General features: G+C 47.1%; 23 protein-coding genes and 1 pseudogene. All 24 read left to right on the forward strand.

The genetic code is table 11. The annotated features are described in order from the left end of the window. The first annotated feature begins 16 nt into the window (after positions 1-16). Positions 17-2,583, forward strand: a pseudogene (locus QZV24_RS02110) (TIGR03960 family B12-binding radical SAM protein). Positions 2,584-2,619: 36 nt separating this feature from the next. Beyond that, on the forward strand, positions 2,620-4,053 hold the full coding sequence (locus QZV24_RS02115; protein ID WP_294519395.1) for an Rne/Rng family ribonuclease: 1,434 nt from the start codon (positions 2,620-2,622) through the stop codon (positions 4,051-4,053). A gap of 178 nt (positions 4,054-4,231) precedes the next feature. Then, positions 4,232-4,957, forward strand: a complete 726-nt coding sequence (gene rpsB, locus QZV24_RS02120; protein WP_290657614.1) for a 30S ribosomal protein S2 — start codon at positions 4,232-4,234, stop codon at positions 4,955-4,957. A gap of 183 nt (positions 4,958-5,140) precedes the next feature. Further along, positions 5,141-6,013: a translation elongation factor Ts gene (tsf, locus tag QZV24_RS02125; RefSeq protein ID WP_294519398.1), complete on the forward strand. Its 873-nt coding sequence runs from the start codon at positions 5,141-5,143 to the stop codon at positions 6,011-6,013. Positions 6,014-6,136: 123 nt separating this feature from the next. After that, complete coding sequence (gene pyrH, locus QZV24_RS02130; protein ID WP_290657612.1) at positions 6,137-6,868, forward strand: UMP kinase; 732 nt, start codon at positions 6,137-6,139, stop codon at positions 6,866-6,868. 3 nt (positions 6,869-6,871) lie between these two features. Next, positions 6,872-7,429, forward strand: a complete 558-nt coding sequence (gene frr, locus QZV24_RS02135) for a ribosome recycling factor (protein ID WP_290657611.1) — start codon at positions 6,872-6,874, stop codon at positions 7,427-7,429. 1 nt (position 7,430) lies between these two features. Further along, positions 7,431-7,658 (forward strand): aliphatic sulfonate ABC transporter, encoded by a 228-nt coding sequence (locus QZV24_RS02140; protein ID WP_294519402.1) that lies wholly within the window; start codon positions 7,431-7,433, stop codon positions 7,656-7,658. After that, positions 7,642-7,815, forward strand: a complete 174-nt coding sequence (locus tag QZV24_RS02145) for a DUF362 domain-containing protein (protein ID WP_290657607.1) — start codon at positions 7,642-7,644, stop codon at positions 7,813-7,815. The genes QZV24_RS02140 and QZV24_RS02145 overlap by 17 nt, the downstream gene beginning before the upstream one ends. A 182-nt stretch (positions 7,816-7,997) precedes the next feature. Further along, entirely contained in the window at positions 7,998-8,792 is a 795-nt protein-coding gene (locus tag QZV24_RS02150) for an isoprenyl transferase (RefSeq protein ID WP_294519405.1), read from the forward strand. A gap of 12 nt (positions 8,793-8,804) precedes the next feature. After that, the gene (locus QZV24_RS02155; protein WP_294519408.1) at positions 8,805-9,632 is read left to right on the forward strand and encodes a phosphatidate cytidylyltransferase; all 828 of its coding nucleotides are present in this window, start codon (positions 8,805-8,807) and stop codon (positions 9,630-9,632) included. Positions 9,633-9,663: 31 nt separating this feature from the next. Next, complete coding sequence (locus tag QZV24_RS02160) at positions 9,664-10,812, forward strand: 1-deoxy-D-xylulose-5-phosphate reductoisomerase (RefSeq protein WP_294519411.1); 1,149 nt, start codon at positions 9,664-9,666, stop codon at positions 10,810-10,812. Between the two features lie 14 nt (positions 10,813-10,826). Further along, positions 10,827-11,858: an RIP metalloprotease RseP gene (rseP, locus tag QZV24_RS02165; RefSeq protein WP_294519414.1), complete on the forward strand. Its 1,032-nt coding sequence runs from the start codon at positions 10,827-10,829 to the stop codon at positions 11,856-11,858. A 14-nt stretch (positions 11,859-11,872) separates the two neighbouring features. After that, complete coding sequence (gene ispG, locus QZV24_RS02170; protein ID WP_294519417.1) at positions 11,873-12,937, forward strand: flavodoxin-dependent (E)-4-hydroxy-3-methylbut-2-enyl-diphosphate synthase; 1,065 nt, start codon at positions 11,873-11,875, stop codon at positions 12,935-12,937. Between the two features lie 4 nt (positions 12,938-12,941). After that, positions 12,942-14,651 carry a proline--tRNA ligase gene (locus tag QZV24_RS02175; RefSeq protein ID WP_294519420.1) on the forward strand — a complete coding sequence of 570 codons (1,710 nt, stop codon included), beginning with the start codon at positions 12,942-12,944 and terminating at the stop codon, positions 14,649-14,651. A 212-nt stretch (positions 14,652-14,863) separates the two neighbouring features. Next, complete coding sequence (locus QZV24_RS02180) at positions 14,864-15,376, forward strand: DUF177 domain-containing protein (RefSeq protein WP_294519429.1); 513 nt, start codon at positions 14,864-14,866, stop codon at positions 15,374-15,376. 43 nt (positions 15,377-15,419) lie between these two features. Further along, on the forward strand, positions 15,420-15,599 hold the full coding sequence (rpmF, locus tag QZV24_RS02185; protein WP_027396398.1) for a 50S ribosomal protein L32: 180 nt from the start codon (positions 15,420-15,422) through the stop codon (positions 15,597-15,599). Positions 15,600-15,927: 328 nt separating this feature from the next. After that, a complete protein-coding gene (fapR, locus tag QZV24_RS02190; protein WP_294519444.1) occupies positions 15,928-16,488 on the forward strand; it encodes a transcription factor FapR in 561 nt (186 codons plus the stop codon). A 16-nt stretch (positions 16,489-16,504) separates the two neighbouring features. Beyond that, a complete protein-coding gene (plsX, locus tag QZV24_RS02195; RefSeq protein ID WP_294519473.1) occupies positions 16,505-17,533 on the forward strand; it encodes a phosphate acyltransferase PlsX in 1,029 nt (342 codons plus the stop codon). Then, the gene (locus QZV24_RS02200) at positions 17,514-18,518 is read left to right on the forward strand and encodes a beta-ketoacyl-ACP synthase III (protein WP_290657588.1); all 1,005 of its coding nucleotides are present in this window, start codon (positions 17,514-17,516) and stop codon (positions 18,516-18,518) included. Before plsX ends, QZV24_RS02200 begins: the two co-directional genes overlap by 20 nt. Before the next feature lies 1 nt (position 18,519). Continuing rightward, positions 18,520-19,467, forward strand: a complete 948-nt coding sequence (gene fabK / locus QZV24_RS02205) for an enoyl-[acyl-carrier-protein] reductase FabK (protein ID WP_290657586.1) — start codon at positions 18,520-18,522, stop codon at positions 19,465-19,467. Between the two features lie 21 nt (positions 19,468-19,488). After that, positions 19,489-20,430: an ACP S-malonyltransferase gene (gene fabD / locus QZV24_RS02210; RefSeq protein ID WP_294519477.1), complete on the forward strand. Its 942-nt coding sequence runs from the start codon at positions 19,489-19,491 to the stop codon at positions 20,428-20,430. 1 nt (position 20,431) lies between these two features. Beyond that, positions 20,432-21,175 (forward strand): 3-oxoacyl-[acyl-carrier-protein] reductase, encoded by a 744-nt coding sequence (gene fabG / locus QZV24_RS02215; RefSeq protein WP_294519480.1) that lies wholly within the window; start codon positions 20,432-20,434, stop codon positions 21,173-21,175. 40 nt (positions 21,176-21,215) lie between these two features. Beyond that, a complete protein-coding gene (locus QZV24_RS02220) occupies positions 21,216-21,446 on the forward strand; it encodes an acyl carrier protein (RefSeq protein WP_294519483.1) in 231 nt (76 codons plus the stop codon). A 94-nt stretch (positions 21,447-21,540) separates the two neighbouring features. Further along, entirely contained in the window at positions 21,541-22,485 is a 945-nt protein-coding gene (locus QZV24_RS02225; protein WP_294519486.1) for a nitronate monooxygenase family protein, read from the forward strand. Positions 22,486-22,487 lie beyond the last annotated feature (2 nt).

The following is a 22,487-nucleotide window of genomic DNA, read 5'->3' on the forward strand; positions in this document are numbered from 1 at the left end:
TAGAGGAGCTTGAGCAATGATAAAATTAGAACCTGAGATTTTGCAGGCGGTGGAAAAACCAGCCCGTTATACAGGTTATGAGCTGAATGCTGTCCATAAGGACTGGGATGGGGTGGAATGTCACTTTGCCCTGTCACTGGCTGATGTTTATGAGGTTGGCATGTCCAACCTGGGACTTAAAATACTATATGAGGTACTGAACAACCGGGAGGATACGGTCTGTGAGCGGGTCTATGCTCCTTGGACTGATATGGAGACGATAATGCGGGATAGGAATATCCCGCTGTTTTCGCTGGAAAGCTTTACGGAAATCAATAAATTTGATTTTCTGGGCTTTTCCCTGCAATATGAGATGATTTACTCCAATGTGTTGAATATGCTGGATTTGGCCGGAATACCAATCTGGACCCGGGACCGGCAGGAGTCAGACCCGTTTGTTGTGGGGGGCGGCCCTACGGTGTTTAATACCGAGCCAATCAGTGACTTTTTTGATTTCTTTATCCTGGGTGAAGGTGAAGAACTGATCGTTGAGGTGGTGGATACCTTCGTGAAATGGAAGGCGAATGGCCGCATCGGCGGACGCAAGGGATTTTTAAAGGAAGTTGCGAAATTGGAAGGTATATATGTACCTTCCTTTTATAAAGTTAACTACAATGACCAAGGGCGTTTTCTATCCATAGAACCTGTGGAGGCAGAAGCCAAACCGAAGATTTTCAAGCGGGTCATTAAGGATATGGATAAGGTGCATTTTGTGGAAAAGCCGGTGATGCCGTATATCGGTATTGTCCATGACCGCATTATGTTGGAGTTGTTCCGGGGCTGCACCCGGGGATGCCGGTTTTGTCAGGCAGGGACCTCCTATCGGCCGGTGCGGGAGCGTAGTCGGGCGTATTTGCGTCAGCTGGCCCGTAAGCTGGTGGACTCCACCGGTTATAATGAAATGTCATTGACCTCGCTCAGTTCGGCGGATTATTCCTGTCTGGGGGAAATGGTGGACGATTTGTTTGCGGATTTTGAAGGGGAAAAGGTCAGCTTTTCGTTGCCTTCTTTGCGAATTGACAGTTTTTCCATTGACTTGGCCCATAAAATGCAGCAGGTGAGGAAGAGCGGCCTCACCTTTGCACCGGAGGCCGGTACTCAACGCTTGCGGGATGTGATAAATAAGGGCGTAACCGAAGAAAACCTGATGACAGCGGTGGAAGCGGCCTTCCGGCAGGGCTGGAAACAGGTGAAGCTTTATTTTATGATGGGACTGCCTACGGAAACCGATGAGGATATTGTGGGGATTGCCCAGTTGGCGGAAAAGGTGGCCAGAAAATACAAGGAGGTTACCGGCAAGTGGGGTGTTACGGTTACTATAAGCGTTTCCTGTTTTGTTCCAAAGCCACACACTCCGTTTCAGTGGTTTGGTCAGTTGCCAAAGGATGAATTTGAACGCCGTCAGCGGCTGTTGAAGGATAGTATAAAGGAAAAGGCCGTGAAGTTCCATTATCACGATGCCCGGGTCAGTGTGCTGGAAGGCGCGATTTCCCGGGGCGACCGTCGCATTAGTCAGGTGATTTATCAGGCTTGGCAGGATGGAGCGAAATTTGATGGCTGGACTGATTTGTTTAAAAATGAGGTTTGGCATGAAGCTTTCCGCAAATGTGGTATTGATTTACGGGAATACAATGAACGGACCAGAGATTTGGATGAGCCGTTGCCGTGGGAGCATACTACTCCTGGTGTTAGCCGGGAATTTTTGCGGCGGGAATACGACAAGGCCATGCGTGGTGAATTGACGGAGGATTGCCGTCGGGGAAAATGCTCGGCCTGTGGTGTTTGCCCATCGCTGGGCGCCAAGGTCGTGGACTATAAACGAAATGGGGGTGAGGGCTGATGTATAAGTATCGGGCCCAGCTCACCAAGGGAGACGAGATACGATATATTTCCCATTTGGATTACGCCGGGGTAATGGAGCGGGCTATTCGTCGCGCCAAGTTGCCGGCTGCCTATAGTGAAGGATTTAATCCCCATCTGAAAATGTCATTTGCTTCACCGTTGTCCCTGGGAGTGACCAGTGATGCCGAATATATGGACTTTGAACTGACCAGGCCGTTGTGTCAGCCAGAGGTGTTTGATAAATTAAGCAAGGCTTTGCCACCGGGGATCAAGCTGATGAAGCTAAAGCCTGTCAAGGAGCCAAAGGCGTGTCAGGGTAAGAAGCATAAGGCACTTATGGCTGAAGTGGAGCAGGGAATATACGAGATATTGGTCCCTTTGATGGGGGATTGGGATGCGGTTGTTAAGGCCGTAAAGAGCTTTAATGCTGTATCAGAGATAAACTATCATCGGGTTACCCCGAAAAAGACCAGGGATATTGAGGTAAAACAATATGTGCTGGAACCGGTGCAGGCCGGAATGGCCGGGGCATTGGTGAAGCTGTCCATGAATATTGCCATTACCCAGTCCGGCAGCATCAAGCCGGTGGAAATTATGGAACTGATGGTGAAGGAATTTGGCCTGCCGGTGGATATGGGCAAGGCCATGATAAACCGCAGCCAGCTGTTGGGACAGGGTAAACCACTTATAGATCTGGTTTAGAACTAAGCCTGTATTACTTGGAAAGGAGGATTTGCCGTGAAAAAGATATATGTAAATGTTATGCCGGAGGAAACCAGAATGGCCATCACGGACGATGGACAGCTCATTGGTTTGGAGCTGGAGCGGGCCAACAGTGCTCATCTGGTAGGCAATATTTACAAGGGGCAGGTCCAAAATGTTCTTAAGGGAATGCAGGCGGCTTTTGTGGATATTGGTCAGAGCAAAAATGCCTTTTTATATGTAGGTAACGGCAAGGTGGCCACCGAAATGCGGTCAGATGCCCCTCGGGAGAATATTACTCTGGGGCAGGATGTGATTGTGCAGATTACCAAGGATGAAGTGGGCAGCAAGGGGCCACGGGGGACGATGCACCTTACCATTCCGGGCCGGCATGTGGTACTGATGCCCAATTCGGCTTATATAGGGATTTCCCATCGTATTGATGATGTGGATGAACGGCAAAGATTGCACGATATTGTGGCTGAGGTTTGCCCGGCGGGAATGGGTATCATCATCCGTACGGCGGCGGCAGGTCAGCCAGCGGAAAGTATAACCAGTGATATCCGTTATCTGGTGCGGGTGTGGGAGGAAATTATGGCCAAGTCCAAACGGGCCGGTCACAGTGCCTTGCTGTACCGGGATGCTGATTTGGTTATCCGCATTGTCCGGGATTATTTCACTGATGATGTGGATCGGATGATTATTGATGATGAAAAAACCTATAAAAGGGTTCGGGATCTGGTGAAAACGGTATCACCCCAGGCGGAGGACCGGATTGAACACTATTCCGGTACCAATATTTTTAAGGATAATGGTCTGTCAGAGGCCATAAGCAATCTCAATAGCCGTATCGTGGAGCTGAAGTCCGGCGGTTTTTTGGTTATCGACAAAACCGAAGCGATGACAGTTATTGATGTTAATACAGGCAGCTTTGTGGGCGACTTCAATTTGGCGGATACGGTATATAAGCTGAATATTGAGGCGGCGGATGAAATTATGCGCCAGCTGCGGCTTCGGGATATTGGCGGTATGATTTTGGTGGATTTCATTGATATGGAACAGGAAGAACAAAATCAGGAGCTGTTGGAGCGACTGCGCCAATGTGCTGCTGCGGACCGGTCCAAAACCAATGTGGTGGATATTACGGCTCTGGGATTGGTAGAAATTACCCGACGCAAATCCAGAAAGAATCTGGACAGTCTGCTGTATTGTCAGTGCCCGGCCTGTCAGGGAGCTGGTGCTGTGATGTCACCGGAAAGCATTGCCATAAAGGTGTGCCGTGATATCAGGCGGGTGGAGGCCAATCATCATGCCCCGGAGGGGTATGTATTGCAGCTGCATACCCAGGCTGCCAATGAAATAAAGACAATGGATATATTCCAAAATTTGAAAAAGGAATTTGGTGTTGTGGTCGAGGTGAAATCGTCCCGGGAAATTATGCCGGGGTGTTACAATTTGACTCAAAAATAAGGTCATGTGATAACGCTGTAAAATAACTAAAAAACAGGTTGCATTATTATATGGCTTATGATAAACTATCACACGGTGTAATTAAAAAACGCACGCCAGAGGACGGTTACCCTGTGCCCAAAGGGTGGTGTAATCGGATGAGGCTGGCGGAGGAAAAGAAAACAGGAGGTGCACCATTATGTCAGTTGTTTCTATGAAACAGTTATTAGAAGCCGGTGTTCATTTCGGACATCAGACCAGAAGATGGAACCCTAAGATGGCTAAGTACATCTTCACCGAGCGCAATGGTATCTACATCATTGACCTTCAGAAGACCGTAAAGAAGGCAGAAGAGGCTTACAACTTTGTTCGCAGCGTTGCTGAAGAGGGCAAGTCCATTCTGTTCGTTGGTACCAAGAAGCAGGCTCAGGAAGCTATTAAGGAAGAAGCTATCAAGGCTGATATGTATTATGTTAACGAGCGTTGGCTCGGTGGCATGATGACCAACTTCAAGACCATTCAGACCCGTGTTAAGCGTCTGAAGGAGCTTGAGACCATGGCTGAGGATGGTACTTTCGATGTTCTTACCAAGAAGGAAGTACAGGGTCTGAAGCATGAGATGGAAAAGCTTGAGAAGTATCTCGGCGGTATCAAGGAAATGAAGGAGCTCCCAGGTGCTCTGTTCATCGTTGATCCTCGTAAGGAAAGAATTGCTGTTGCTGAGGCACACAAGCTCAATATTCCAATCGTTGCTATCATCGATACTAACTGTGACCCAGATGAGATTGATTACCCAATCCCAGGTAACGACGATGCTATCCGTGCAGTAAGACTTCTTACCGGCAAGATTGCTGATGCTGTTATCGAGGGCCGTCAGGGTCAGTCCACTGAGGCTCCAGCTGAAGCTGAAGAAGAAGCTGAGTAATATAGGATAAAAATATAAAGGGGTAAGGGGATATCCCTTATCCCTTATTTATTGTGAAATCGTAATAAATCGAGTCTGAAAGACGAAGATGCACTTAGATTTCGCGTAAGAGCTGATGAAAGCCCGTATGCTTTCATCTTGCTTAGTATCAAATAATAAGTTGATTAACAGGAGGAACTAATAATGGCACAGATTACTGCTGCATTGGTTAAGGAATTGCGTGAACTTACTGGCGCCGGCATGATGGATTGCAAGAAGGCTCTGGTTGAGTGCGATGGTGATAAGGATAAGGCGATTGATTATCTTCGTGAGAAGGGTATTTCCAAGGCTGCCAAGAAGGCTGGCCGTATCGCTTCCGAGGGTGTTGTAGCATCTGCTTATGATAAGGCAAGCAACACTGCATGTCTGGTTGAGGTTAATTCCGAGACTGACTTCGTTGCCAAGAATGACAACTTCAAGGAATTGGTAAAGAAGATTGCTGAGCATATCATCGCTACCAAGCCAGCTGATTTGGACGCTCTCAATGCTTCCATGCTGGATGGCAAGACTGTTGCTGATACTATGACTGAGGCAGTTGCTTCCATCGGTGAGAAGCTGTCCCTCCGCCGTTTTGTTGTATACACTTCTGATAAGAAGCTGGCTACCTATATCCACATGGGTGGTAAGATCGGTGTAATCGTTGAACTGACTGGTGGCAGCGATGAACTGGCACAGGATGTTGCTCTTCAGATTACTGCACAGAAGCCGCTCAGCATCGACCGCAGTGGCGTTGATCCTGAGTATCTGGAGCATGAGCGTGCAGTACTGCGGGCACAGGCTCTGGAAGAGGGCAAGCCAGAGGCAATTGTTGACAAGATGGTTGAAGGCCGTCTGAATAAAAATTATAAGGAAATCTGCCTGGTTGAGCAGGAATTCTTCAAGTCTTCCGAGCATGAGACCATTCAGGATATTTTGGGTGATGTTAAGGTACTCCGTTTCGACCGCTTCGAGATGGGTGAGGGCCTCGAAAAGAAGAATGAGGATTTCGCAGCTGAGGTTGCAGCTCAGATTAAATAATTAAAAAGGTATTCTCGTGAAAAAAGGGACTAGCAAAAGCAGTCCCTTTTTTTGAGAAATACAAGGAAATTTGATATTTGTGTCGAAAAACATATAGGAAAAGTCTATTGATAAATCATAGATATGGAGGTTGTTGCAGTGGGGAAGTATAAGCGCGTCGTATTAAAGCTCAGTGGTGAGTCTTTGGCCGGTGAACAGGGCTTTGGCATCAATCCCGTTGTGGTAGAAGCCATTGGCAAGCAAATCAAACGCGTACATGAAGCAGGTATAGATGTGGCTATCGTAGTTGGTGGTGGCAACATCTGGCGTGGTCTGGCCGGCAGTGCTGAGGGTATGGACCGGGCCCAGGCAGATTATATGGGAATGTTGGCCACAGTTATCAATTCCCTGGCTATTCAGGATGCTCTGGAGCAGCAGAATGTACCAACCCGGGTTCAGAGTGCCATTGAAATGCGCCAGGTAGCGGAGCCGTACATCCGTCGTAAGGCAATCCGTCATATGGAAAAGGGCCGGGTAGTAATATTTGGTGCTGGTACCGGTAATCCATATTTTTCAACTGATACTACCGCAGCATTGCGGGCAGCGGAAATTGAGGCTGATGTTATTTTGATGGGCAAGAAGGGGACTGAGGGAATTTACGACAAGGACCCTAATGAATTTGCTGATGCCAAGAAGTTTGACAATATCAGCTATTCAGAGATATTATTGCGCCGGTTGAGTGTTATGGATTCCACTGCAACCAGTCTGTGTATGGACAACGATATTCCATTGGTTGTATTTAAGATTGATGACTATGAAAACATTTATCGGGCAGCCATCGGTGAAGATATTGGTACGACAGTAGGGGGGAAATAAATTATGATTAGCGATGTTATTGCTTCCAGTGAGGAACGGTTAAAAAAATCCATTGAGGCATTGAAAAGGGAATTTGGTGCCCTCCGGGCTGGCCGTGCTACTCCATCTCTTTTGGATAAGGTGATGGTGGATTATTATGGTACACCTACCCCGGTAAATCAGGTAGCTAAGGTTTCGGTGCCTGAACCAAGAATGATTATGATTCAGCCATGGGAAAAGGCCATGCTCCACGAGATTGAGAAGGCGATTATGAAGTCTGAGCTGGGACTTTCCCCAAATTCAGATGGTACAGCAATCCGTCTGTCCATTCCTCAGCTTACCCAGGAACGCCGTAAGGAACTGGTAAAGACTGTCAACAAAAAGGGTGAGGAAGCCAAGGTCGCTATTCGTAACATCCGCCGGGATGCCAATGAGCATATAAAGAAGTTGGAAAAGGACAAGGAAATCACTGAGGATGAGTCCAAGAAGGGATTGGAGAAGTTCCAGAAGATTGTTGACGGCTATATTAAGAATGTAGACTCCCTGAAGGAAGCCAAGGAAAAAGAAATTATGGAAGTCTGATATGGAAATTGATGTAGTTGGTAGACCGTGGCATTTGGCGAAAGCCTTGCTTAATGATGCCAATATACGGTATAATGTAACGGTAACACATCCAACCAAAGATTTTTTCAAGCTGGAGCCTGACGGATATTATGTCGTCAGACAGCGTGTGTTAGATGATGGTACAGTAGATATTAGACTGGCAGCCATACTGCTGAAGGAGGTGTCTAGTAATGGCTTACAAGATTGAAGATGGTTGTATCTCTTGCGGCACTTGCGCCGGAACTTGCCCAGTAGAGGCTATTTCCGAGGGTGATGGCAAGTATGAAATCAATCCGGATGTTTGTGTTGAGTGCGGTGCTTGCGCAGGTAACTGCCCTGTAGGTGCCATTGTTGCTCCTGAATGATGCACATCGGTTGTTTTGACTGACAGAGTGTCAATATGCCCCTCATAACTGATTTTGAGGGGCTTATTTTCTTTGGTAACGGCACTTAACTGCGATGAGCTGACAAGTGACGCCTGAATTTGGTGTATGTCATGATAAATGGGGCCAACGCAACTTATTTTTCTTGATTGGGAGTTTTTGTTATGTTAAAAAAATTATTCGGAAAAAAGAAGAGCTCCAACAAACAAATAAATACAGAAAAAGAATTACTGGATAATATAGATAGAAGCAGGCTGCCAAGGCATGTGGCCATCATCATGGATGGTAATGGCCGCTGGGCCAGCGGCAAAGGGATGGTGCGCTCCGCCGGACACGCCTCTGGGGTGAAAACACTGAAAACCATCCTGCGGGCAGCGGTGGATTTAAAAATTGAGGCTTTTACCGTATATGCTTTTTCTACGGAAAATTGGAAGCGTCCTACTGCTGAAGTAGATTTTTTGATGAAGCTGTTCGCTGATTCCCTGGCAAGGGAATTGGATGAAATGGACGAGCTGGGGATTCGTATAAAATTCATTGGTCGATTGGATGGGTTTTCGCCGTATTTGCAGGAGCAGTTTGATAATGCTTGCCGGCGCACCGCTGACAATACCGGCGTAAGGTTTAATGTTGCGGTTAATTACGGTGGACAGGATGAAATGGTGCGGGTTGCCCAGGCTTTGGCTGAGGATGTCAAGGCGGGTAAAACCTTGCCGGAGGATATAACTGCCGATATGATAGAAAGCCATTTGGATACCAGCGGTATGCCACCGGTAGATTTAGTTATTCGGACCAGTGGTGATATGCGGCTTAGCAATTTTCTGATTTGGCAGACGGCTTATGCGGAATTGTGGTTTACTGATACCAACTGGCCGGATTTTACCAAGGCTGAATTCTTTGAGGCACTGGTGGATTTTTCCAAGCGGGACAGACGGTTCGGTGGTCTCAGCAAAAAGAAATGAGGATAAAATAGAATGCTTACTAGAATAATTACCGGAGTTGTTGGTATAGCACTGGCCACCTTTGTTATTCAGACTGGCGGTACACTGTTCGCGGTAGCTGGCCTGCTTTTGGCCCTGGGAGCCTGGTATGAATATTGCCGGGCTTTTCGTCAGAAGGGGCTGAATCCGGCTCTTTTGACCGGTGGTGTGCTTATTACCTGTATGTGGGGCTGTGGCTGGCTGGGAAACAGTCAGTACCTCACCGGGGCCGTTATGCTTTCGGCTCTTGTTATTATGCTTATCACGGTTTTTCGTCACGGGGTATTTGATGTTATATCGGCAGCTGTATCGGCCACCGGTATATTTTACATTGGCCTGGCCTTTGTTCATCTTGTAATGCTGCGGTTTGCAGGAGGAGAAGCTGTTATTCCAACCAGTATTGGTGATTTTCAGATAGGGTGTGCTTTTATCTGGGTGGCACTTATTGGCACCTGGGCCAGCGATACCTTCGCCTACTTTGCCGGCTGTGCCTTGGGCAGGCATAAGCTTTGCGAACCGATAAGTCCCAAGAAAACCATTGAAGGGTTTATTGGCGGCCTTATTGGTACTACCGCCTCCGTGGCCGGCTTGGGTGTATTTTTCGGGTTTGATGTGCCGATGATGGCAGTGCTGGGGTTGATTATCTGTGTTATTGCTACCTTGGGTGATTTGGTTGAATCAGTAGTAAAAAGATACACCGGCATAAAGGATTCGGGGAATATTATACCTGGACATGGGGGGATTTGGGATCGGTTTGACAGCGTGATTTACACGGCACCCTTCGTATATTATTTTATGTATTTCACCGTGATGGCGGGATAGGATAAAGACCGGGAATTAAGGAGAAATGGCAGTGAAGAATTTAGTTGTTTTAGGTTCGACAGGTTCCATAGGTACTCAGACACTGGATGTGGTCAGAAACAAGCCGGAGCTGTTTCATGTGTCGGTACTGGTGGCGAACCGCAGCGATGAGCTTATTGAACAGCAGATAAATGAATTTCAACCGGATGTAGCGGTTTTATCGGATGAGGAGGCAGCCAAGCGGCTGAAAAGCCGGTATACCGGCAAGACCGTAATCAAGGGTGGTCGGGAAGCTGTTATTGAGGCAGCGGTATATCCTGAGGCAGATACAGTAGTGACTTCCTTGATGGGCTTTGCTGGTTTGGAGCCGACTATGGCGGCACTGGATGCCGGAAAGAATATTGCCCTGGCCAACAAGGAGACGCTGGTGGTTGCCGGTGAGCTGGTAATGGCCAAGGCCAAGGAAAAGGGCTGCGCTATTTTGCCGGTGGACAGTGAGCATTGTGCATTGTTCCAGTGTTTGCAGGGGCAGGATCGAAGCGCAGTTGAAAAGTTGATTTTGACGGCGTCCGGTGGCCCTTTCCGTGGGAAAAAAGCCCAAGAGCTTACCAATGTTACCAAAGCAGATGTGCTGGCCCATCCAACCTGGAATATGGGACAGAAAATCACAGTAGATTCTGCCTCGTTGGTGAACAAGGGCCTGGAGGTCATTGAGGCCAAGTGGCTGTATGGAGTGTCCTATAACGATATTCAGGTAGTAGTTCATCCCCAGAGTATTGTACACTCCATGGTACAGTATCGGGATGGTACGGTGATGGCCCAGTTGGGGTGCACAGATATGCGTTTGCCTATTCAGTACGCCTTGACATATCCTGAACGGGTGGAATCAAAGTTCCCGCGGGTTGATTTTTATGAATTGGCCAAGCTTACCTTTGAAAAACCGGATATGGATACCTTTCGCGGCTTAAAATTGGCCTTTGAGGCCGGCAAGACCGGTGGAACTATGCCTTGCGTTATGAATGCGGCCAATGAAGTGGCCGTGGAAGCCTTTTTGAAAGGTGGGGCAGGTTTTTTACAGATTTATGACTTGATTGAAAATGCTATGTCAAAGGCCCAAGTAGAATATAATCCATCCTTGGAGCAGCTGCTGGAGGCTGATCGTTGGGCCAGGGAAATAACCCGTCAAGCGTTGTCTAAATAAGGGAGTAAAGCATTATGTTGTTGACTATAGTATCGGCGGTATTTGTCTTTGGACTGTTGGTATTGGTTCATGAGTGGGGCCATTTTATCACGGCCAAGATGACCAATATGCGAGTGGATGAGTTTGCTATTGGCTTTGGGCCGAAGCTCATCAGCTGGCAAAAAGGGGAGACCCTTTACGCACTTCGGGCGATTCCTTTAGGGGGATTTAACCGGATTGCCGGTATGGATTTGGATGAGGAAGAAAATGATGCCGGTGACCGGGCTTATTTTAAGCGCCCGATTTGGGCCAGAATGATTGTTATTTTGGCTGGTTCGGTTATGAATTTTGTGCTGCCGGTTGTTTTGTTTTTTCTGATTTTCCTGTGTGTGGGTGTACAGACACCAAGCACGGAGCCGATTGTCGGTGCGGTGATGGCTAATCGTCCGGCGGCATCAGCCGGAATTATGGCCGGGGATCGGATTACCAGTATCAACGGCCAGACCATAAATGAATGGGCCAACATATCGGAAGTATTTAAGGATTCAGCGGGCAAACCCTTTGAAGTCACCTATTTGCGGGGGGATGAGTCCAGACATACCACGGTTATCCCGGTACTGGATGAAAGCTCCAATCGGGTGGTTATTGGCATTCAGGGAAGTGTGGTTTCCCAGGAGGTGTCCATTGGTGAGGCGGCCAGCCTGTCCGTAGAAAAGACCTGGCGGATTTTCAAGGCTATGCTGGAAGCTTTGGCTATGCTGGTGACCAAGGAAGGGGCTTCGTCGGAGCTGTCCGGTCCCATTGGTGTGGCTCAGATGGCGGGGGAGGTAGCCCAGCACGGATTTATTCCATTGCTTAATTTTGCAGCATTTTTGAGCCTGAACCTGGGAATTGTCAATCTTTTGCCGGTGCCGGCCCTGGATGGCGGTCATTTTATTACTTTGGTAATTGAGGCAGTCCGGGGGAAGCAGATGAGCAAGAAGGCTATGTATTATATCCAGGCTGTCGGGGTAGTAATCCTGATGAGTTTGATGATTTTTGCGACATTCAATGATATTACCAGATGAGGAAGGTCAGCGAAATGATAAAACGAAAAGAAACAAGACAGATTCATATCGGGAAGGTTGCCATTGGTGGCGGGGCTCCGATATCTGTTCAGTCCATGACCAATACCAAAACCACTGATACAAAGGCCACTGTGGAGCAGATAAATGCCCTGCAGGCAGCTGGCTGTGATATTGTGCGGTTGGCTGTGCCTGATATGGATGCAGCCTTGAATTTGGGCAATATAATAAAGAAGGTTAATGTGCCATTGGTGGCGGATATTCACTTTGATTATCGGCTGGCTTTGGAGGCCATCAACCAAGGAATTTCCGCCCTGCGGTTAAATCCGGGCAATATCGGCGGTGAGGATCGGGTCAAGGCGGTAGTGTCCGAAGCAAAACGCCATAATATTCCTATCCGCATCGGCGTAAATGCCGGCTCATTGGATAAAAAGCTGCTGGCCAAGCATGGCGGTGTTACCGCGGAGGCCTTGGTGGAGTCGGCGATGGAGCATGTGCGGATTTTAGAGGCACAGGATTTTACCGATATGAAAATATCCCTAAAGGCTCATGATGTACCGCTTACCATTGAGGCCTACCAACTTATGTCGGAAACAGTGGATTATCCGCTGCATTTGGGCATTACCGAGGCTGGTACCGCCCGTAGCGGTATGATTAAATCTGCCGTAGGGATAGGCGCCCTGTTAAGTCAAGGCATAGGCGATACCTTCCGCATTTCCCTGACCGGGGACCCAGTGGTGGAAGTGAAGGTTGCCAACGAGATTTTAAAGTCCCTGGGGATGCGGGAATATGGTCCAACCCTGATTTCTTGCCCGACCTGTGGCCGTACCAGCATCGATTTGGCTGGTATTGCTGAGGAAGTGGAAAAACGGCTGGAGAATGTCAAAAAGCCGATTTCAGTGGCAGTTATGGGCTGCGTGGTTAACGGTCCAGGCGAAGCCAAAGGTGCCGATGTGGGGATAGCCGGCGGCAACGGCGAGGGACTGGTATTCAGAAAAGGTGAAATAATCCGTAAGGTGAAGGAAACTGAGCTGGTTGAGGAATTATTCAAGGAAATAGATAAGATTACACAGGAGGATTAAGATAGTGCGAGCTACAAATCTTTATGCACCAACTTTAAGAGAGACCCCGGCAGAGGCCGAGGTAAAAAGCCATCAGCTGATGCTTCGGGCCGGTATGATACGGAAAGCGGCCGGGGGGTTATATACATATATGCCACTGGCCTGGCGTACATTGAAGAAAATCATGCAGATTGTCCGGGAGGAAATGGATGAAGCAGGTGGCCAGGAGATTGCCATGCCGATTGTTCAGCCATCAGAAATCTGGCAGGAAACCGGCCGGTGGTCCGTATATGGTGATGAGATGTTCAGAGTAGCTGACCGGCACGGTCGTCAGTTCTGTCTTGGTCCAACCCATGAGGAAATGGTAACCACTCTTATACGGGATGAAGTTCGTTCTTATAAACAGTTGCCTTTAATGCTGTACCAGATTCAGAACAAGTATCGGGATGAAATTCGTCCACGGTTTGGCCTCATGCGGGGGCGGGAGTTCATTATGAAAGACCTCTATTCCTTTGATAAGGATGAGGAGGGGATGAATGAGTCCTATAAGAAGATGTATGATGCTTATACTAGGGTATTTTCCCGGATGGGGCTGGAATTCAGACCGGTAGAGGCTGACAACGGTGCCATTGGCGGTGGTCATTCCCATGAGTTTACTGTATTGGCTGAAGCAGGTGAGTCTAACATTGCTTATTGCAGTAAATGTGATTATGCCGCGTCCGATGAAAAGGCTGAGCTTAATGTAATTAAGGCAGCTGAGGAAGATATGAAGGAACTGGAAAAGGTTTCCACCCCGGGTGCACACACTATTGAAATGGTGGCTGATTACCTGAAATTGCCATTGGACAAGACTATCAAGGCAGTGGCTTTCCAGAGTGAACACGATGAGCTGATTTTGGCCTTTGTGCGGGGGGATCATGAGGTCAATGATGTTAAGGTATTAAACCTATTTGATGATGTGATTGACTTGCATATGGCCACTGATGAGGCGATTGCCGCTGCTGGCGGAGTGGCTGGCTTTATGAGTCCGATTGGCTTAAAGGAAGGTACTAAGGTAGTGGTTGATGCCACTGTAATGGAAATGTACAATGCCTGTGCCGGGGCCAACGAGAAGGATATGCATTATATCAATGTAAATCCAAAGCGGGATTTCAAGGATGTAATAACAGCAGATATCCGTATGGTAAAGGAGGGCGATGCCTGCCCACATTGTGGTGCTCCTTTGAAGATGACCAGAGGTATTGAGGCTGGCCAGGTATTTACCCTTGGTACCAAGTATTCCAAGGCCCTTCATGCGACTTTCCTGGATGAAAACGGTAAGGAAAAGCCTTTGGTTATGGGTTGCTACGGTATTGGCGTAAGCCGCACCATGGCGGCGGCCATCGAGCAGAATAATGATGAGAATGGCATTATTTGGCCGAAAGCCATTGCTCCGTTTGAGGTGGTTGTGGTACCGGTTAATGCCAAAAATGAAGATCAGCTGCGCATTTCTGAGGAGATATATCACGAATTGAAGACCAAGGGTGTAGATGTGCTGTTGGATGACCGTAAGGAACGGGCTGGTGTTAAATTCAAGGATGCTGACCTGATTGGTTACCCATTGCGGATCACTGTTGGGCCAAAAGCGGTGGAGGAAGATTCTGTGGAGCTGAAAATCCGTCGTAATGGTGATATGGTGAATGTGACTAAGGCAGATGCGGCAGCTAAGGCAGTGGAGCTGTTGGCGAAACTCTGATAAAAAGATTAGCTTTATTTTTGATCTGTCTGATTTTGACTATCAGCATACTGTCATGTGGGGGGATGAGCCTAATGAAAAATGCTGGTATATCAGTGAAGGCATTGACAAAATAAGACCGTTTGTGGGATATTTAAACGGTAAATATTGCCAAGGTAATTTTCTTGACAAACCATATAACGGTGGCTATAATAAATGAGGTCGATATTTATATGATGAAAATTGATATAAAAGAAGCCGATAAAAAGCTTGGTTTAGCGGTTCCTTTCCAGTTTTTGGCCAAGGCTGAGGACATCGGTGCTACTCATGACGATTATTCCTTTGATGGGGATATTGAAGTCAAGGGAGAGCTGGTGGCAACTGGTAGGGGATACCGGGTGAGTGGACAGATTTCCTGTACCAAATCCTTTGTCTGTGATCGTTGTTTGGAGCAAGCCTCCCAACAGCAGACCCATGACTTTGATGAGGAGTATCAAAAACGGGGATCTGGCTATTCGGAAGATAACCAGGATGTGAATTATTTTGATGGTGATCAGGTGGATATTTCTTCGATGATTAGAGATGTACTGCTGTCCGATCAGCCGTTAAATAATATATGCAACGCTGATTGTCGCGGTCTGTGCCTGAAGTGTGGTGCAAACCTCAATCATGGCGATTGTGGCTGTGACCGTACCGTTATTGACCCAAGACTGGCGGCATTGCAGCAATTATTGATTAAGAAATAATTCTACTTTATTGAGTGTATTTCGTTAAGGAGGTGTATCCTAAATGGCAGTACCAAAGCGTAAAATGTCTAAGGCTCGTCGTGATTCCCGTCGTGCCAACTGGAAGTTAGAGGTTCCTGGTTTCGTTGAGTGCCCACAGTGCCACGAGCCAAAGATGCCTCATCATGTTTGCACAGAGTGTGGTTACTATGATGGCAAGGAAGTTATTTCCGCAGCTGAATAATTGACTGCTGAATGGGCAGGCTAACAGCCTGCCCATTTTTAATGCAGTGCAGGAAAACAGGCAGTAAATTGTACATATAATTCAAAAAATTAGTAGCTGATAATATTTTTCTTGCCTTTTACAATAATTCTATATATAATCATATAAGTTAGTAGTAGGTGGTACTAATTTTTGCGGACAGTTGAAATGCAAGTTATTGCAGGATGTCGGATTACCAAAGGGATTGATGGGTTAAGGGATGAATTCATTTGTTAAGCTGACAACCTGTGATGGTTGGAATGTTTGATTGTTTATGGTAATATGATAGTGTTGTTGTAAGGTGAGAAATATGGCGCGTGTAAAGAAACAGGAAAGACACGAAATTTTGAAGCGTCAGGTCAACGAAAAACCTTTTCTGACCGATGAGGAATTGTCCAAGCTGTTGAAGGTCAGCATTCAGACTATTAGGCTGGATCGGACCGAATTGGGAATTCCGGAGGTGCGCGAACGAATCCGGAAGGTAGCCCAGGAAGCTCGGGAGAAGGTCACCACCATTGAAAAGGATGATTTGGTGGGGGAGCTTATCGAGTTGGAACCGGGCCATTCAGGGGTTTCCCTCTTGAAGGTAACTGATGATATGGTGTTTGCCAAGAATCAGATTGCCAAGGGCCATTATATTTTTTCACAGGCCAATTCATTGGCTTTGGCTCTGATTGATGCCCCAATGGCAGTTACCGGCGTGGCAAATATCAAGTACAAGGTTCCGGTAAAGGTTGGCGAAATGCTGGTTGCTACTGCTGAGGTTATAAGACAGCGTCGCAACAAATTCTTTGTCTGGGTGAAGACGAGAAATGACCACGAAGAAGTTTTTCGGGCCAAGTTTATTGTAGTTTCGTTGACTGAAGGATAATTTAGGAGGCTTAAAATTGAAACTTGCAGTAGATGCAATGGGCGGGGATTACGCACCAAAGCAGATCGTTATGGGGGCAATTGAAGCCGCAAAGAAATATGATTGTGAAATTGTTCTGGTTGGAGATCAGGAACAAATTGAAGCTGAGCTAAGGGCGAATGATGCTCAGAATATAAAAAATATCTCAATTCACCATACCACTCAAGTCATTGAAATGGGTGAACATCCGGTGGATGCCATAAGAAAGAAGAAAGACTCCAGCCTGGTGGTGGCCACCAGGTTGGTAAAGAGCGGTGAGTGTGATGGAGTTGTTTCGGCGGGAAGTACTGGCGCAGCAACGGCAGCAGCTAAGTTGCTGCTCCGCACCATAAAAGGGGTGGACCGTCCATCTATTGCGACACCATTACCTACTTCCGATGGTTTGGTACTGCTTTTGGATTCCGGGGCCATTGTGGACAGTAAACCGAGGGATTTGACTGAGATGGCACTTATGGGTTCCATTTACAGTCAATATGTCTATGGGATAAAAAATCCAAAGGTGGGGCTGTTAAATGTAGGTGAAGAGGAAACCAAGGGCAATAAGAAGGTCCAGACAACTTATCCTATGCTGAAGAGTATGGATTCCATAAATTTCATCGGAAATGTTGAAGGCCGGGATATACCAACAGGTATGGCTGATGTGGTAATTTGTGATGGATTTGTTGGTAATATTGTGTTAAAATTTGCAGAGGGTTTGGCAGTAACCTTGCTTGACCTTATCAAAGATGCCATTAAAAACGGCGGTGTGCTGGCCAGACTGGGGGCCTTTTTGGTTATGCCGGCCCTTAAAAAGCTGGGCAAGCGTCTGGATGTTACCGAATATGGTGGTGCACCTTTGCTGGGAGTTAATGGCTGCTGTATAATTTGTCATGGCTCCTCCACTGCTAAATCTATTTGCAGTGCCATCAATGTGGCCAACGAATATGTTAAGGGCAATGTGGTTGAACGCATAAGAGATAGTATAGAGAAGGAGGAGATGCTCAAGAATGACAGCGAAACAATTTAATGCGGGAATATTGGGTACAGGTTACTATCTCCCGGAAAAGATACTCACAAACAGCGATTTGGAAAAGATCGTTGATACAAGTGATGAGTGGATTACTGAGAGAACTGGAATTAAAGAGCGCCGGATTGCGGCTGATGATGTAGCTACATCGGATTTGGCAATCAAGGCAGCTGAAATGGCCCTGAAGGATGCCAATGTATCTCCAGAGGATCTCGATCTAATAATTGTAGCTACATTGACCTCTGACCGGATTATCCCATCTACTGCGTGTATGATACAGGACCGGCTGGGGGCCAAAAAAGCGGCAGCCTTTGATTTGTCCGCCGCTTGTGCCGGATTTGCCTATGGACTTACAGTGGCGTCTCAGTTCATTGAGTGCGGCGCCTACAAGAAGACCTTGGTAATTGGGGCAGAAACTCTTTCAAAATATATAAATTGGGAAGACCGCAACACTTGCGTGCTGTTTGGTGATGGCGCCGGCGCAGCAGTGTTGGGACCAGTGGAGGAAGGCTACGGACTCCTGGGCTTTGATCTGGGCAGTGACGGTTCTGGCGGTGACGCTATTCAGATACCGTCCAGCGGCAGTGCTATGCCGGTGAGCAAGGACTCCATTGACCAAAGACTTAATCTCATCCATATGAATGGTAAAGAAGTATTCAAATTTGCTGTTAAGGCAATGGGAAATACCGTTAAGCGTTCTTTGGAAAACATTGGCATGAAGCAGGAAGAGATTGATTGGCTGGTGCCACATCAGGCCAACATCCGTATCATAAACTCTGCTGCCAAGCGTTTGAAGATGCCAATGGATAAGGTTGTAGTTAATATTCATAAGTATGGAAATATGTCGGCGGCCTGCATACCGATTGCATTGGCTGAGGCTGCTGCTGAGAAGCGCTTTAAGAAAGGCGATATAATAGCACTGTCTGGTTTCGGCGCGGGTCTTACCTGGGCGTCATGCATTATCAGGTGGTCTAAGGAGGATTAACATGTTTGAGGAAAATGCCATTTGTAAATTATTAAATATTAAATACCCTATTTTCCAGGGTGGTATGGCATGGATTGGTACAGCTGAGCTGGCTTCCGCTGTTTCCAACGCAGGTGGTCTGGGCATTATTGGTGCCGGACATATGCCGCCGGACATTCTCAGGGCAGAAATTCAGAAGACCAAAAAGTGGACTGATAAGCCATTTGGTGTAAATATAATGCTGATGTCTCCTTTTGTTAAGGAGGTTATGCAGGTGGTTGTGGACGAGCGGGTTCCAGTGGTTACTACTGGCGCCGGCAATCCAGCTGAATATCTGCCAGCATTAAAGGAAATTGGCACCAAGGTTATTCCTGTGGTGGCTTCCGTAGCCTTGGCAAAGCGTTTGGTGCGTTCCGGCGTGGATGCAGTTATTGCCGAGGGTACTGAATCCGGCGGTCACATTGGTGACATTACTACTATGGCATTGGTTCCACAGGTAGTTGATGCCGTTGATGTTCCGGTAATTGCTGCCGGCGGTATCGGTGATTCCCGTGGTATTGCTGCGGCTATTGCTTTGGGTGCTTCCGGTGTTCAGATGGGCTCAAGATTTGTTGTATCCGAAGAGTGTATTGCTCATGAAAATTATAAAAATCTGGTTTTGAAGGCAAAGGACCGTTCTACCGTGGTTACTGGCCGTTCTACCGGTCATCCTGTCCGGGTTATCAGCAATAAGATGACCCGTGAATATGCTGAGATGGAAGCCAGACAGGCAAGTGTTGAAGAACTGGAGAAGTTCGGCGCTGGCCGTCTGAATTTGGCTACTCATAAGGGTGATGTGGAAAACGGTTCCGTAATGATTGGCCAGATTTCCGGTATGTTTGATGACATTAAGCCTGTTGCTAAAATCATTGAGGATTTGGTAGCTGGTCTTAATCCAGTCAAGGATCGAATTAACGATTTCGTTAAATAATTTTGCTATGGAGAATTAAAAATGAGTAAACTTGCATTTGTTTTCCCTGGTCAGGGAGCACAGAAGGTTGGTATGGGCAAGGATTTCTATGACCACTATGATGTGGCCAAGAAGCTGTTCAAGGAAGCTGATGAGGCACTTGGTTATTCCATTATGAAGATGTGTTTCGAGGGTCCGGAAGAGGATTTGAAGCTTACTGCCAATACCCAGCCGGCTATTCTTACCATCAGCTGCATTGCCAACGAAATTCTTAAGGAAAATGGCATTCAGCCTGATATTACAGGAGGTCACAGCCTGGGTGAGTATTCCGCTCTGGTAGCCGCTGGCGTGCTTAAGTTCCAGGATGCGGTATCACTGGTACATAAGCGTGGTGAATTTATGCAGGAGGCTGTTCCGGTTGGTGAAGGCGGAATGGCAGCCATTATCGGTGTTGATAGAGATAAAATTATAGAGATTTGCGGAAAAATTAACTCCGAAAGTCCTGTTCAGGCCGTAAACTTGAATTGCCCTGGACAGACGGTAATTGCCGGTGCTACTGCTGGTGTGGAAAAGGCTGTGGAAGAGCTGAAGGCAGCTGGTGCCAAGAAGGCGGTTATTTTACCTGTAAGTGCCCCATTCCACAGCACTCTTATGAAGCCTGCTGCTGAAAAGCTGGCTGTTGAGCTGGATAAGGTTACCTTGTCAGATGCTAAAATTCCAGTAGTTGTTAATGTTAATGCCCACATTTTAACCAATGCAGACGAGCTCAAGGCAAGTCTGGTTGCTCAGGCGGCCAGCCCGGTTCTTTGGGAGGACTGCGTTGCCCAGATGCAGGCATTTGGTGCCAATACTCTGTTGGAGGCTGGCCCAGGCAAGACACTGTGCGGCTTTAATCGGCGTATTGACAAGGAAATTAAGAGCCTTAATGTTGAGGATGTTGAGTCATTGGAAAAAACGCTTGACTATTTCAAGGAGGTTCGTTAATATGCACTTAGATGGAAAGACAGCGCTTGTTACTGGCGGTTCCCGTGGGATAGGCCGGGCCATTGCTTTAAAACTGGCTTTCGAAGGAGCTGCAGTAGCTATTAACTATGCAGGCAATGCCAAGGCAGCTGAAGATGTTAAAGCAGCTATCGAAGCCGCTGGCGGTAAGGCCATGGTCGTTCAGGCGGATGTATCCAATGGCGAGGCCGTTGAGGCGATGGTCAAGGAAGTTGTCGATGCCTTTGGTGGTATTGATATTTTGGTTAATAATGCGGGTATTACCCGGGATGGTCTGCTTATGCGGATGAAGGAAGAGGATTGGGACGCAGTGCTGGACACCAACCTGAAGGGCGTGTTCTACTGTACCAAGGCTGTTTCCAAGCTGATGATGAAGAAGCGTTCCGGTCGCATTGTAAATATGGCTTCTGTAGTTGGTCTCACCGGTAATGCCGGTCAGGCGAATTATGCGGCTGCTAAGGCCGGTATACTTGGTTTTTCCAAGTCTATGGCCAAGGAGCTTGCTTCCAGAGGTATTACAGTTAATATGGTTGCACCTGGCTATATCAATACAGATATGACTTCTGTATTGCCGGAAAAGGTGCGGGAGGCCATGGTTGAAGGGATACCTATGGGGCGTGTTGGCAATCCGGAGGATGTGGCCAATGCTGTAAGCTTCCTGGTATCTGATGAAGCATCTTATATTACTGGCCAGGTCATCAATGTTGATGGCGGTATGGTTATGTAATATGGATTATAGATGAACCTTGTTTAAGGAGGTGAACTAAATGACAACTTTTGAAAAAGTAGTAGAGATCGTAGTTGATCAGTTGAGTGTTGATCCTGATGATGTAGCAATCGAGTCCACTTTCATCGATGATTTGGGTGCTGATTCTCTGGATATCGTTGAGCTCATCATGGCATTTGAGGAAGAGTTTGGTATTGAGATTCCAGATAGCGCGGCTGAAAAGATTAAGACTGTTCAGGATGTTGTAACTTTCATTGATCAGAACAAATAAGCTTTTGCGTCTTGCCTTTAACGAAAGTCCCGTGAAATTATTTCGCGGGACTTTCTAAAAAAGGTGAGTACCGCCCATGAATGGAGGAGTAATTTTGAAACTTCCTGAGCTTAAGATTGGCGACAAAATTGCAAAGATGCCAATCATTCAAGGCGGCATGGCAATCCGTTTATCAACTGGCAGGCTGGCAGCAGCTGTTGCGAACCAAGGTGGTATCGGTTTGATTGCTGCTTCTGGAATGACAAATGATGAACTTCGATATGAAATCAGGATGGCACGGGCTTTATCCAAGGGGATTATCGGTATCAATATAATGTTTGCAGCAAAGAAATTTGCTGAAATTGTAACAACAGCTATTGATGAAGGTATTGACCTGGTGGTGGCTGGTGCAGGGTTTTCCCGTGATATTTTTGGACTGGGACAGAAATCCGGTACTCCTGTAGTTCCTATTGTATCATCTGTAAAATTAGCGAAAATTTCTCAGCGTCTTGGTGCTGCAGCGATTGTGGTGGAAGGCAAGGAAGCTGGCGGTCACTTGGGAACTGATCAGTCCATTAAGGACATCATTCCTGATATCGTGGCGTCCGTTGATATTCCAGTAATTGCTGCTGGTGGTGTTCTCCATGGTCAGGACATAGCTGATTTAATAAAGATGGGTGTAAGTGGTGTCCAAATGGGCTCCCGCTTTGCTGCCAGTGTTGAGGCCAACAGTGCCCCAGCTTTGAAGAATTATTATTTAAAGGCCAAGCCGGAGGATGTAGTAGTTATTCATAGTCCGGTAGGTTTGCCTGGCCGTGCAGTGAAAAATCCATGGGCTGCAAGAATCATGGAAGGTCCTGTACCGCCAACCAAATGCGATAACTGTCTGAAGGCCTGCAAGCACAATTTCTGCATTATCCGGGCGCTTAGTCGTGCCCAGCAGGGTGATGTGGAAACAGGTCTTGTATTTACTGGTGAATATTTGCCAACAATAGATAAGATATTGACTGTAGAAGAGATATTCCAGCAGATAAAGGCAGAGGTTGCCGCTATAAATTGAAA

Source organism: uncultured Anaerovibrio sp., assembly GCA_902786545.1.
Classification (GTDB): Bacteria; Bacillota; Negativicutes; order Selenomonadales; family Selenomonadaceae; genus Anaerovibrio.